Annotated in this window: 13 protein-coding genes; 4 read left to right on the forward strand and 9 right to left on the reverse strand. The window is 59.8% G+C overall.

The annotated features are described in order from the left end of the window. Window positions 1-54: 54 nt before the first annotated feature. From ACI514_RS22385 to ACI514_RS22395, 3 genes are all read right to left on the reverse strand, one after another. Entirely contained in the window at window positions 55-1,461 is a 1,407-nt protein-coding gene (locus tag ACI514_RS22385) for a hypothetical protein (RefSeq protein ID WP_405122407.1), read from the reverse strand. A 204-nt stretch (window positions 1,462-1,665) separates the two neighbouring features. Continuing rightward, a complete protein-coding gene (locus ACI514_RS22390) occupies window positions 1,666-1,971 on the reverse strand; it encodes a chaperone modulator CbpM (protein WP_160055416.1) in 306 nt (101 codons plus the stop codon). Window positions 1,972-1,994: 23 nt separating this feature from the next. Beyond that, entirely contained in the window at window positions 1,995-2,945 is a 951-nt protein-coding gene (locus ACI514_RS22395; protein ID WP_095126127.1) for a DnaJ C-terminal domain-containing protein, read from the reverse strand. A gap of 291 nt (window positions 2,946-3,236) precedes the next feature. Between ACI514_RS22395 and ACI514_RS22400 the strand changes: the two genes are divergently transcribed. Then, entirely contained in the window at window positions 3,237-4,505 is a 1,269-nt protein-coding gene (locus ACI514_RS22400; RefSeq protein ID WP_405122408.1) for an Hsp70 family protein, read from the forward strand. 112 nt (window positions 4,506-4,617) lie between these two features. Here ACI514_RS22400 and ACI514_RS22405 read toward each other — a convergent pair whose 3' ends face one another. The 3 genes from ACI514_RS22405 to ACI514_RS22415 form a co-directional block, all read right to left on the reverse strand. Beyond that, window positions 4,618-5,631, reverse strand: a complete 1,014-nt coding sequence (locus ACI514_RS22405; protein WP_016984798.1) for an AI-2E family transporter — start codon at window positions 5,629-5,631, stop codon at window positions 4,618-4,620. Between the two features lie 329 nt (window positions 5,632-5,960). Then, complete coding sequence (locus ACI514_RS22410; RefSeq protein ID WP_077570711.1) at window positions 5,961-6,266, reverse strand: PsiF family protein; 306 nt, start codon at window positions 6,264-6,266, stop codon at window positions 5,961-5,963. A 63-nt stretch (window positions 6,267-6,329) separates the two neighbouring features. Further along, on the reverse strand, window positions 6,330-7,124 hold the full coding sequence (locus tag ACI514_RS22415; RefSeq protein WP_405122409.1) for an AraC family transcriptional regulator: 795 nt from the start codon (window positions 7,122-7,124) through the stop codon (window positions 6,330-6,332). Between the two features lie 96 nt (window positions 7,125-7,220). On the opposite strand from ACI514_RS22415, the gene ACI514_RS22420 reads away from it, so the two are divergent. After that, window positions 7,221-8,108, forward strand: coding sequence for a DMT family transporter (locus ACI514_RS22420; protein ID WP_150775866.1), 888 nt, complete (start codon window positions 7,221-7,223; stop codon window positions 8,106-8,108). Between the two features lie 109 nt (window positions 8,109-8,217). On the opposite strand, the gene ACI514_RS22425 is transcribed toward ACI514_RS22420, so the two are convergent. The 3 genes from ACI514_RS22425 to ACI514_RS22435 all read right to left on the reverse strand — a co-directional run bounded on the left by ACI514_RS22425 (window position 8,218) and on the right by ACI514_RS22435 (window position 10,132). Further along, window positions 8,218-9,096 carry a triacylglycerol lipase gene (locus ACI514_RS22425; RefSeq protein WP_160055408.1) on the reverse strand — a complete coding sequence of 293 codons (879 nt, stop codon included), beginning with the start codon at window positions 9,094-9,096 and terminating at the stop codon, window positions 8,218-8,220. 91 nt (window positions 9,097-9,187) lie between these two features. After that, the gene (locus ACI514_RS22430) at window positions 9,188-9,493 is read right to left on the reverse strand and encodes a multidrug efflux SMR transporter (protein WP_007950617.1); all 306 of its coding nucleotides are present in this window, start codon (window positions 9,491-9,493) and stop codon (window positions 9,188-9,190) included. Continuing rightward, window positions 9,494-10,132 carry an FMN-dependent NADH-azoreductase gene (locus tag ACI514_RS22435; RefSeq protein WP_405122410.1) on the reverse strand — a complete coding sequence of 213 codons (639 nt, stop codon included), beginning with the start codon at window positions 10,130-10,132 and terminating at the stop codon, window positions 9,494-9,496. Window positions 10,133-10,240: 108 nt separating this feature from the next. On the opposite strand from ACI514_RS22435, the gene ACI514_RS22440 reads away from it, so the two are divergent. Beyond that, window positions 10,241-11,188, forward strand: coding sequence for a LysR substrate-binding domain-containing protein (locus tag ACI514_RS22440; protein WP_405122411.1), 948 nt, complete (start codon window positions 10,241-10,243; stop codon window positions 11,186-11,188). A gap of 98 nt (window positions 11,189-11,286) precedes the next feature. Further along, window positions 11,287-11,820 carry a bacterioferritin gene (locus ACI514_RS22445; protein WP_160055403.1) on the forward strand — a complete coding sequence of 178 codons (534 nt, stop codon included), beginning with the start codon at window positions 11,287-11,289 and terminating at the stop codon, window positions 11,818-11,820. Window positions 11,821-11,901 lie beyond the last annotated feature (81 nt).

The raw sequence follows: 11,901 nt of genomic DNA on the forward strand, positions 1-11,901 counted from the left end.
TCGCCGTCTGAATACGGACGTTGAAATCCGTATTCAGCGGCGATGCCAGATCAATCAGGGAAATGCCCACGACATCTGTTGTTCGGTGTAGTTGTAATCCAGGCGCAGCTCAGTGCCTGCCGGGATGTCTTGCGAAGCGAACACGACGTTGAGGATGAAGTCCTTGGTCACCAATTGCTTGCCGACCCACTGTTGCGCCTCGATGTCGAAGGGCACCGTTACAACGTTATAGCCATCCGGTGCCTGGCGAACGGGCTTGCCCGTCGCGTCATACTCAAAGTTGGAGTTGATCCTGGAAATGATGTTGTCGCCCAGTATGGCCAACGGGTCGGGCAGCATTTGCCCCGGACCATATTGCAGACGCACCCCCGCCAGCATGCTGAATGTTTGTTCATGGGGCCCTACGAACCGTGCCGGGGTAATGACCCCGCCGTAGACCCCAACCGCCTCGCCCTTGGCGATACGCCTGTTGGCTACCACCATGGACTGTCCGATCAACGCTTTTTCACCGGGGACTTTTACATCGGCCGCGGTGAACAATCGCCATTGCAGTTTCTGCTCATAAAGCATCGCGACATCTTCATGGCCTTCGAACTTGATGTAGGGCTTGATCTGCTCAGAGGTATACAACTCGCCGTCTGCAAGACGCACTTTGGTCTCCAGCTTGCGAATGCGGATCGGCCGGCCGGCGGTGTCCCGGAGCGGGTACTTGCCGTTGTTGGCGCGGTTGTAAGTGCCCAGCTGATTACCGAGAAACGAATAGCGCGTTTCACTGCGCATCAGATTCAGCTCTTGCGCCGTGTAAGGCTTGATCGGCATGGACTCGGAGGCCAGATAAAACTGCTCCGACGCACCGTCGTCATTGCGCGGCAACTCCTCCAGCGCCAACTCGAACTCATCGTCACTTCTGCGCGGAGAACGACGGCTCTTGCGCGGCATGACAGCCTGCGGCGTGGAAGCGGAGAAGTCCTGCAATGGAAACCAGTGATTGCTCGCAGGATCAAATGCAAGCGCCGGCCCTGACGGTTGCAGTTCGCTCGCCAGACGGGCCCTGTGCAGACCGGTTTGCGCATCGACGGCAAGCAATACCGTGCCGCCATCCTGAATATCGGCGTATTGCCGGCCCTTGAAAGTGCGAAAGCCCTCGGCATCGGCGGCGGGTAACGCGCTCGACGCGGGGATCAGGTATTGCTGCAGCCCTGGGGCATCGGTAGTACTGGCACCGGTGGAAACGGACGTCGACTCATGCACATGCACTCTCGACGTTGCCGCAGCCACCGAAGACTCAGGCGCGCCACCCGCCGTTTCAGGCGTAGGACCGGGCGTTTTGCGCAGAAAGGGGTCTGGGGCGAGATGCGCTGTCCCGGTTCCTGAAGAATCCGCATCAGCGGATGTACGCGGGCTCGCGGGCACATCGACGCGGCCCGTTGCCGGCGTTGGCGGTTTGGGTTTGACTGGCATTTTTACGTTCCTTGTGAGCGTTACGCTGCGCCCGCCGGCATGGCTGGCGCTGCGGTGACCGGCATCCATTGCCGATCCTTGCTCGAAACTATCAGAGAGATTCGCCGGTTAAAACCGGGGAAACACCTGCAAAAACATTAACCTTGCGCAAGCGGCTTCGCTTCATGAGCAAGGTCGATCCGGCCAGGCAAAACCGGCGGAAAACTACTCGACCACCAGGCGCCCCAGACGCTGGCGCAACATGCGGTTTTCAGCGCGCAATTCATGCACCTCTTCCAGCAGGTCCAGCGCCAGGGCGACGCCTTCCCACTCAAGCTCCAGATCGCGCCGCAGCTTGGCGGCGCGTTTGGCCAGAGCCAATTCGTAATCGGTGAAGCGCCATTCCCGGGGCTGCGCGCCCTGAGGTTCGAGGATGCCGTGCTCGACGATTTCGATCACGTAGACGTCCGACAAATCGGCCGCCTCACAGAATTCTGCCAGGTCCAGTTGAACGATCAGGGGGCTGCTCATGATGGGCTACTCCGTCGTCGAATTCAGAAGTTCTCTCGCGGATTGAAGGCGGCTTTCTTCGCCAGTTCCTGCCACAGCGCCTTGACCTCGTCGTCGGCCGCTTTCGGCATCACCGCTTTGAGTTGCACAAACAGATAACCGCGCTCGCCGGCCTTGTTTTTCAAGCCATGACCTTTGGCGCGCATGCGCTGGCCGTTCTGACTGCCGGCCGGCACCTTGAGATTGATCTTGCCGGTCAGCGTCGGCACCGCCACTTCCGCTCCCAGCGCCAGCTCCCACGGAGCCAGCGGCAAAGTGATGATGAGGTTTTCGCCTTCGACATCGAATTTCGGGTGCGGCGCAAAACGAATGGTCAGGTACAGGTCACCATTCGCCCCGCCACCGACGCCCGGTGCGCCCTGGCCTTTGAGGCGGATGCGCTCGCCGTCGGTCACGCCCGCCGGGATCTTCACGTTCAGGCTCTTGCTGGTATTGCTGACGTGCTGGCCGTTGGCGTTGTATTGCGGCACCTGGAAGGTGACTTTCTTCGACTCGTTCGACAGCGTCTCCTCGAGGAAGATCGGCAGTTCCATTTCCACGTCTTGCCCTCGGCGCCCAGCACTGCGTTGTTGCCGACCTTCACCGCCACCGAAACCGGGGCCGCGATTGCCGAAGATCGAACTGAAGAAGTCCGAAAAGTCACCGGTGTCGCCACCGCCGCCGCCAAAGCCGCCACGGCTCTGCCAGCCCGGTGGCCCCTGGAACGGTTGACCGTGCTGGCCGTAGCGGCGCAGTTCGTCGTATTCGGCGCGTTTGTCGGCGCTTTTCAGCGCTTCATAGGCTTCCGAGGCATCTTTGAATTTGGCCTCGGCGTCCTTTTCCTTGCTGACATCGGGGTGGTATTTACGCGCCAGCTTGCGATAGGCAGCCTTGATTGCCTTGTCGTCTGCTGTCGGCTCCACGCCGAGTATCTTGTAATAGTCTTTGAAGTCCATTGAAGGAATCACCATCCGTTATCGATTTCGCGCCGATGCCAGCATGCGCCGATTCGCGCGTGCCAGGTTGACCGATCTCAAGGTTGTGACCGGGTGGCGCAGCAGAAGTTTATCGGCAGTGGACGGCGGTTCTTGCGACCGCCGGTGGTTCTGCCGGCCCATGCCAGCAAGTTTGGGGCAAAGCTGCGATTTTCAACCAGTTTAGTCGTGAAATAGCAGATGACCGGCCTTCGAATCTGGCGCGCACTGACATACACTGCGCGGCCGTTTTTTTGACCGGAACCGAAAGACATGAAAGACGCCTCTCCAGCCCGTGCCTGCGGCATCGACTTCGGCACGTCCAACTCCACCGTCGGCTGGCTGCGCCCCGGCATGGAAACAATGATCGCGCTGGAAGACGACAAGATCACCCTGCCGTCGGTGGTCTTCTTCAACATCGAGGAACGCCGCCCGGTGTACGGTCGTCTGGCGCTGCACGAGTACCTGGAAGGCTACGAAGGCCGGCTGATGCGCTCGCTGAAAAGCCTGCTCGGTTCCAAGCTGATCAAGCACGACACCAGCGTGCTCGGTACGGCGATGCCGTTCAAGGACTTGCTCGGCCTGTTTATCGGCCAATTGAAGAGCCGTGCGGAAACCGCCGCCGGTCGGGAATTCGAGCAAGTGGTGCTCGGTCGTCCGGTGTTCTTCGTCGATGACGATCCGCTGGCTGACCAGGAAGCCGAAGACACCCTGGTCGACGTAGCCAAGAAGATCGGTTTCAAGGAAGTCTCCTTTCAATACGAACCGATTGCGGCGGCCTTCGACTACGAGTCGACCATCGAGAAAGAAGAGCTGGTACTGATCGTCGACATCGGCGGTGGTACCTCCGACTTCTCGCTGGTGCGTCTGTCGCCTGAGCGCCGCGGCTTCGACAACCGTCACGATGACATCCTCGCCACCGGCGGCGTGCACATCGGCGGGACCGACTTCGACAAACAATTGAGCCTGCAAGGCCTGATGCCGCTGTTCGGCTATGGCAGCCGCATGAAAAGCGGCGCCTACATGCCGACCAGCCACCACATGAACCTGGCGACCTGGCACACCATCAACTCGGTGTACTCGCAGAAATCCAGCCTGGCGCTGGGCAGCATGCGCTACGACATCGAAGACACCGGCGGCATCGATCGCCTGTTCAAGTTGATCGAACAGCGCGCCGGCCACTGGTTGGCGATGGAGGTCGAAGACACCAAGATCCAGCTGACCCACACCGACAGCCGCCATGTGCCGCTGGACCGGATCGAGGCCGGGCTGAGCGTGGAACTTACCCGTGCGCTGTTTGAATCGGCGATTGATGCGTTGCTGGAGCGGGTACGCGGCAGTGTTACCCAACTGCTGAACGATGCCGGTGTGGCGGTGGATCAGGTTGACACGGTGTTCTTCACCGGTGGGTCGAGCGGGATTCCGGCGCTGCGCAACAGCGTCTCGGCGATGCTGCCGAATGCTCGGCATGTTGAAGGCAACATATTCGGCAGCATTGGTAGCGGCTTGGCGATTGAAGCCATGAAACGCTATGGCGTTTAACGGCAGCTGCAAGCTTTAAGCTGCAAGCGGTAAGTAAGAGCAAAAGCAAGAGCCACTGCGCTCTCGCTTCTGCTTTTACTTGTAGCTTGAAGCTTGCAACTCGAAGCTGCTGTTAAACCATCCCGCCCAGCTTCAACTCACTCTTCAGATACGCGTAATAAATCGGCCCCGCCACCACCCCCGGCAGGCCAAACGCGGCCTCGAACACCAGCATCGCCAGCAGCAACTCCCACGACTTGGCACTAATCTGACCGCCGACAATGCGTGCGTTGAGGAAGTACTCGAGCTTGTGGATAAAAATCAGATAACCCAGCGCCGCCAATGCCACCCAGATCGACAGCGACAGACCGACGATGGTGATCAGCGTGTTCGACATCAGATTGCCGATCACCGGCAACAGGCCGAGCAGGAAGGTCAGCACGATCAGGGTTTTGGTCAGCGGCAGTTTGATGCCGAACATCGGCAGGATCACCGCGAGGAAGATCCCGGTGAAGAAAGTGTTGAGCAGGGAAATCTTGATCTGCGCGAAGACGATGTTGCGGAACGCCTGCACCAACAGGTGCAAACGGTCGAACAGCGCGGCGGCCAATGGTTTGCGTTTGGTCACGTCGGGGATGCGCTGCAAGGCGATGATCGCGCCGAGGACCATGCCGATCAGCAACGTCACGAACATGTGCGCGGCGTCCTTGCCGACCAGTTGCAGGTCCGACAGGTGCTTGCTCATCCACTCGCCGATCGCCACGCGAAATTCCGCAGCACTGGCCGGCAGGTAGGCGTCGATGAACGGTGGCAATTGCCCACGCGCGCGGTCGACCACGCCCATGAATTTGTCGAGTGACGCGCCGGGGTTTTCTGCTTCGTGCAGGAGAAAACTGATCGCGCCGGCGAAGATCAGCGCCAGCACACTCACCACCAAGGTGCCGAGCAAAGCCACCGCCAGCCAACGTGCGCGGCGGCCTTCGATCAGCCGTTGCAGTTGCGGGGTGAGCATGTTCACCAGCTCATAGACCAACAAACCGGCCAACAGACTGGGCAACAAGCGCAGCGGCAGCACCAGCAGCAAACCGCCGAAAATGATGATGCAACTGACCCAGAACACTACATGACGCTCAGAAAACGTTGGCATACAGCCTCAAAACGAACGGCGTAAAAGGATTGGCAGTCTGCCAGCGTTCCCGGGGGAGCACTAGGTATATGCGGTGTTTCGGGTTTTGCTGCACGGCTTGAGATCCAGCCCTCACCCTAGCCCTCTCCCGGAGGGAGAGGGGACCGATCAAGGAATGGCGAAGAAATCCGGTGACCTGCCAGTGCTGTATTGAATTCAGAATCGGCCGGATAGTTCAGGTCGATGGATATCTGAAAACACCGCGGTCAGTCCCCTCCCCCTCTGGGAGAGGGTTAGGGTGAGGGCAAATCTCAAGCGAACGCCTAAACCAGTCACCCCACAGAACCAGGTTATTTTTTCTTCAGGCAATCACTCATGAACGTCTTGCGCGCATCACCGGTCAGGGCTTTGGTGGCGGCATCGGCGTTGCAGGTCTTCATTTTCTGCTGCTGCGGGGTCAGGGCCTTGGCATCGTTGGCCGCTGGCGCTGCCTTGAGGCAGGTGCTCATGAAGGTTTTGCGCTCATCGCCTTTCAGACTCTTGGCGGTCGCATCGGCATTGCAGGTGGTCATCTTGTTCTGTTGCGCCGTGGCGGCGAAACCCTGGGAACACAGGAGCAAACCAATCATCAACAACGGCACACGCAACATCTTCATGGAGTTTTCTCCTTGGCGCCGCACCGAGGGGGGCGGCCTCTGCTGGAGTGTAGCCAAATCCTGTTACACCTTCCTCCCTTCCAGATGGCTGCGGCGATACTGCTCCGGCGTACACCCCGCCTGCCGGGCGAACATGGCGATGAATGCCGAGCCGCTGCTGTAACCGAGATCGAAAGCGATTTCCTGCACACTGCGTGAAGTCTCCAATGCCTCGATGGCAGCGAGGTAACGCAGGCGCTGACGCCACTCGCCGAAACTCATCCCCAGTTCACGCACAAATTGCCGCGCCAGCGTGCGCTCACTGACATGCACCTGCAGCGCCCAATGTCCCAACGGCTGATTGTTGCCCGGTTCCGCCTGCAAGGTTTCGAGGATTGCCAGCAACCCCGGACTGCTCGCGTACGGCAGATAACACTCATGCACCGGTGCCTGCTGCAATTGATCGACCAGCACCTGCGCCAGACGCTGATCGGCATCCCGTTCGGGAATCTTCACGTCGCGGGCGGCGAAGTCCTTGAGAATCGCCTTGAGGATGTCGCTGATCGCCAGGGTGCAGGCGCGTTTCGGCAGTTCGGCGCAGACCTTGGGATCAAGACACACCGCGCGATAGTTGACCGGCTGATGACTGTAAAAGCTGTGCTCGACCTGCGGTGGCACCCACACCGCGTACTGCGGCGGCGACATGAAACGGCTGCCGTCGACGTCCATATGCAGCACGCCATGAGCGGCGTACTCCAGCGTGCCCCACGGATGCCGATGCGGCGCAGCGTATTCATGGGCGTTGAAGTCGGCGTAGCGGAAGTACACCGCCGATGGCAGTTCGCTGAAATCCAGCAGATCGATGTGTTTGCTGTTCATGCTGTCCGGTTGCAGAGGCAGGTTGTCCGGTTCGCAGTATAGGCTTGGATCCAGACAAGGGATAATTGCCCTTCATCAACGTACTGGTTTCGACTCATGCAATACGCGTTTCCGCTGCTGGCGATTTTTATCTGGGCCGGCAATACCGTGATCAACAAACTGGCGGTCGGGGCAATTTTTCCCGCCGAGATCGGTTTCTATCGCTGGCTGCTCGCCGGTTTGCTGTTCACCCCATTCATGCTCAAAGCGGTGATCGCGCACTGGCCGCAGATCCGCCCGAACCTGGGCAAGATTTTCATTCTCGGCGTACTCGGCATGGCGGTGTATCAGAGCCTCGCCTATTTCGCTGCGACGCTGACCACGGCGACCAACATGGGCATCATCCTGTCGCTGATGCCGTTGATGTCGCTGACCATGGCGATCATCAGCCTTGGCCAGCGCCTGACCGCCGGCGCGTTGGTCGGTGCCGTGTTGTCGTTTGCCGGTGTGCTGGTGGTGGTGTCGTCCGGCAGCCTCGGCGCGTTGCTGCAGCACGGCGTGAACATGGGTGATGCGATGATGTTGATCGCCACACTGGCCTATGCGATCTACAGCACCTTGCTGAAAAAATGGCAGCTGCGCCTGCCGCCGCTGGTGTTGTTGTATTTGCAGGTGCTGGTGGCGATTGTCGTGTTGTTTCCGTTGTATGCCGCTTCGCCGAAGACCGGTTTGACTCTGCAGAACATTCCGCTGGTGCTGTATGCGTGCCTGTTGGCATCGATGCTCGCGCCGCTGGCGTGGATGCAGGCAGTGCAGCGTCTGGGGCCGAGCCGCACGACGTTGTTCTTTAACTTGCTGCCGTTGATTACCGCGCTGATCGCGGCGGTGGTGTTGAAGGAGCAGTTGGCGATGTATCACCTGGTGGGTGGGTTGTTGACGTTGGCCGGGGTGATTCTTTCCGAGCGTTGGACAACCGTGTTAGGCCGCCGGATCAGCGTTGCCTGATAGAAAAGATCGCAGCCTGCGGCAGCTCCTACATGAGTTCGGGGCGTTCACAAAATTTGTGTTCGACACCGAACCTGTAGGAGCTGCCGAAGGCTGCGATCTTTTGATCCTAAACGCCTGCAGCCTCAAGCCGCGCCGCATGCTCGACAAACAGCCGCACCGGATCCGCTCCTTTACCGACCAGCCCCAGCGACTGATTGACGATGTCGAAGTGATCCAGCGGATAGTCATCGCCAATCACCGTGCCCAGATGCGAGCTATACCGCCCGACCATCCCATCGCACTGCCCCGGCTCACGGACAAAGGTTTTCGCAAACAAGCGACAGCTGCGATTGGTACCGTCAAACAGATTACCGCCACGATCGGTCTTGCCCGGCTGCAACGTCCCCGACCACGAGTAATAACGCACGCCGTTAACCTCTTCCGGCCCATGCCCGCCCCACGTTTCAGGCAGGCCCTGCGGATAACGTTGATTGAACAGCGCCACGCCCTCAGTGGTCAGCGATTGGTGCGAGGCGTGGATATCCACCGGCAATTTCGGCCCGCGATAACCGGTTTCCAGTAGCGCCATCAGCCAGCCGACAAACCGTAGCAACGCCTCAAGCAGTCGGCCCTTGGCGCTGTCGGCCGGATAATTTTTTTCCAGATAATCCGCCAGTTCCGAACCATGATTCGGCCCGGCCACCGATGTCACCGAGGCCACCAGATCCGGCCGTTTCGCCGCGGCATACCGTGCCGTCAGCGAGCCCTGACTGTGGCCGAACAGGTTGACCTTTTGCGCCCCTGTCTCACGCAAGATCTCATCGATCCGCGCGAGCAACTGCTCGCCACGCACCTCAGTCGAATGCAGCGGCGACACCTGCACCGCAATCACCGTCGCACCACCACGGCGCAATGCCTTGATGATGCCGTACCAGTACGGATAGAGCACCAGCCGGATAAACCCGAGCATTCCGGGCACCAGCACCAATGGATAACGCGTCGACATGGGCAAACATCCTTGTGGTCGGTGAGTGGATGCAAGGCGTGCAAAACGCCCGCCAAGCATCCTCCCTGATGATGACAACTCAACCACCAGCCTACTTCAGGCCCACCACTCCCGCCACAATAAGCCCGACTGACAGCAGTTTGACCAGGGTCAGGCTCTCGCCGAGCAACGCAAACCCGAGGAACACCGTGCCCAGTGAGCCAATCGCCGTCCAGATCGGATAGGCGATGCTGACCGGCAACTCGCGCATCGCCAACGTGAGGAAGTAGATCCCGCCAACCGCCGCAACCACCGTAATCAACGAAGGCCAGAGCCGGGTGAAGCCTTCGGCGTACTTCATGCCCATAGCGAAGGTCACTTCAAACCCGGCGGCGATCAGCAGGAACAGCCAGGCCACCTAGAACTCCCGGGCAAGGTTGAGCAAACGCTGCTCCGCCTCGGCCACCGATACCGCGAAGGTGCGCTCGGCGGACTCTTCGCCCTCGGCCGCAACCACGCTGACGTCGTTGATGCCGACGAACCCCAGCGCCGTGCGCAGCCATGGATCGGCGTGATTCAAGGCCTCCAGCTCACCACCCGGACCAAAACCGAAACCGCCGCGACTGGTGACGATCAAGGCTTTCTTGCCCTGCAACAAAGGCGTGTACTGGGCGACACCGTTGTCCAGCGTGTGATCGAAGGTCAGACCCAGGCGCACGATCTGATCTACCCAGGCCTTGAGGCCGCTGGGTACGCTGAAGTTGTACATCGGCGTGGAAATCAGCAGCAGGTCGTGGTCGAACAACTCGCCGACCAGTTGATCGCTCAGGGCCAGATCGGCCTGCATCGACAGTGGCCGTGCATCAGGCTCGGGATAAAACGCGGCAGCGACAAAGGCTGCGTTTACCGCCGGAATCATGGCCCGCCCGACCTCGCGGCGGGTCACTTGCGCCTGTGGATGACGCACCTGCCAGGCACTGAGAAAGCTTTCCGCCAGCCGCCGCGAGTGCGAACGGTCGCCACGGGGGCTGGCATGGACCGCAAGAATTTTGCTCATCTGAAACTCCTTGAGACTAGACTTTGGTTGCTGTGTCGTCGCAGATTGCAGGCGACACGCCTAAGCCTCAAATGAGCAAAAGTCAGTCTGGATGAATTGATTTCATCCATGGAGATATCAATGTTTGCCTCGCTGCCACTCACCGCCCTGCGCGCCTTTGAATCGGCATCACGGTTGCTGAGTTTCAAGGCTGCCGCCGAAGAACTGTCGGTCACGCCGACAGCGATTTCGCACCAGATTCGTTCGCTGGAAGACTGGCTCGGCGTCGCGCTGTTCGAGCGCCTGCCGCGTCAGGTGCGTCTGACCGAGGGCGGCGAGCGCCTGTTTCGCAGCTTGCATGGCGCGCTGCTGGAGGTGGCGCAAAGCGTCGATACCCTGCGCCCGCAGCGCAACGCCAGCACACTGACGCTCTCGACGACCGCGGCATTTGCGGCGCTGTGGCTGGTGCCGCGCCTCGGGCGGTTTTATGCGCAGCATCCGAACATCAACGTGCGCCTCGATACCCATTGCGAGGTCATCGATCTGCATCAGGACGCCAGTGTCGATCTGGTTCTGCGTTATAGCCTCGACGAATACCCGAACCTCTATGGTCTGTGCCTGTTCGATGAATCATTCGGCGTATACGGCTCGCCCGAGCAAGTAGCGCTGGCCGCGCGGCGCACACCGACGTTGATCAGCGTGCGCTGGCACAACTCCAAGCTTTACGCCCATGGCTGGGAAGCGTGGTGCACGAAGGCTGGCGAAAACTGGTTGAACCAGCAGCCAGCCATCCGCGAATACGATGAAGAGCACTACGCCCTGCAAGCGGCGATTGCCGGGCAAGGGCTGGTACTGGCGAGCAATATTCTGGTGTCGGAGAGCGTTGCCAGTGGCTTGCTGGTGCCGTTCATGGGTCAGGTTCAAGTTGATGGCGCCGGGTACAGCGCGTTGTGTGTACCGGGGCGCGAGCGGCATCCGCCGGTGCGGGCGTTTTTTGCCTGGTTGCGCGAGGAAGCAGTTTTGTCCGGGCTGGCGCCAAGATCGCAGCCTTTGGCAGCTCCTACAGGGGTTGCGTAAACCGATAAAACTTTTTGCAACGCTCATGACTCACAGCTTAGGTACCGACCGCGTCCGCAGAACGTGGCGACAATCGGATTAGCCTCCAGGAGATCGAAATGAGCGACGACCTGCATCTGTCAGATGTTCAAACCCTGCGCGACCGTGCGCGCCAACATGTCGAGAACGGCGCCGTCACCGAGGGCTACAGCGCCGACCGTGAAGAGGTGCTGCGCTTGCTCAATGAATCGCTGGCCACTGAACTGGTCTGCGTGTTGCGCTACAAACGACACTACTTCATGGCCAATGGCGTGAAAGCTCATGTGGCCGCCGAAGAGTTTCTCGAACATGCGAATCAGGAAGCCGAGCACGCCGACCGTCTGGCCGAGCGCATCGTGCAGTTGGGCGGCGAGCCGGAGTTCAACCCCGACATGCTGTCGAAAATGTCCCACGCGCAATACGTGGCCGGGGAAACCCTGAAAGAAATGGTTTACGAGGACCTGGTGGCCGAGCGCATCGCCATCGACAGCTACCGCGAAATCATCCAGTACATCGGCGAGAAAGACCCGACAACCCGACGGATCTTCGAAGATATTCTGGCGCAGGAAGAAGAGCATGCCGATGACATGGCTGACATCCTGAAAGACCTGTAACCCCTATCGCGAGCAGGCTCACTCCTACATTTGGAATGCGTTCCCATGTAGGAGTGAGCCTGCTCGCGATGGCGTCTTTAT

Source organism: Pseudomonas sp. M20 (assembly GCF_045037865.1).
Lineage (GTDB): Bacteria > Pseudomonadota > Gammaproteobacteria > Pseudomonadales > Pseudomonadaceae > Aquipseudomonas.

Excerpts from the sequence above, each read along its gene's own strand:
- ACI514_RS22415 (WP_405122409.1), bottom strand. The coding sequence starts at position 7,124 with ATGAACAGCAAACACATCGATCTGCTGGATTTCAGCGAACTGCCATCG.
- ACI514_RS22385 (WP_405122407.1), bottom strand. The coding sequence starts at position 1,461 with ATGCCAGTCAAACCCAAACCGCCAACGCCGGCAACGGGCCGCGTCGAT.
- ACI514_RS22420 (WP_150775866.1), top strand. The coding sequence starts at position 7,221 with ATGCAATACGCGTTTCCGCTGCTGGCGATTTTTATCTGGGCCGGCAAT.
- ACI514_RS22400 (WP_405122408.1), top strand. The coding sequence starts at position 3,237 with ATGAAAGACGCCTCTCCAGCCCGTGCCTGCGGCATCGACTTCGGCACG.
- ACI514_RS22410 (WP_077570711.1), bottom strand. The coding sequence starts at position 6,266 with ATGAAGATGTTGCGTGTGCCGTTGTTGATGATTGGTTTGCTCCTGTGT.
- ACI514_RS22395 (WP_095126127.1), bottom strand. The coding sequence starts at position 2,945 with ATGGACTTCAAAGACTATTACAAGATACTCGGCGTGGAGCCGACAGCA.
- ACI514_RS22425 (WP_160055408.1), bottom strand. The coding sequence starts at position 9,096 with ATGTCGACGCGTTATCCATTGGTGCTGGTGCCCGGAATGCTCGGGTTT.
- ACI514_RS22405 (WP_016984798.1), bottom strand. The coding sequence starts at position 5,631 with ATGCCAACGTTTTCTGAGCGTCATGTAGTGTTCTGGGTCAGTTGCATC.
- ACI514_RS22445 (WP_160055403.1), top strand. The coding sequence starts at position 11,287 with ATGAGCGACGACCTGCATCTGTCAGATGTTCAAACCCTGCGCGACCGT.
- ACI514_RS22440 (WP_405122411.1), top strand. The coding sequence starts at position 10,241 with ATGGAGATATCAATGTTTGCCTCGCTGCCACTCACCGCCCTGCGCGCC.
- ACI514_RS22390 (WP_160055416.1), bottom strand. The coding sequence starts at position 1,971 with ATGAGCAGCCCCCTGATCGTTCAACTGGACCTGGCAGAATTCTGTGAG.
- ACI514_RS22435 (WP_405122410.1), bottom strand. The coding sequence starts at position 10,132 with ATGAGCAAAATTCTTGCGGTCCATGCCAGCCCCCGTGGCGACCGTTCG.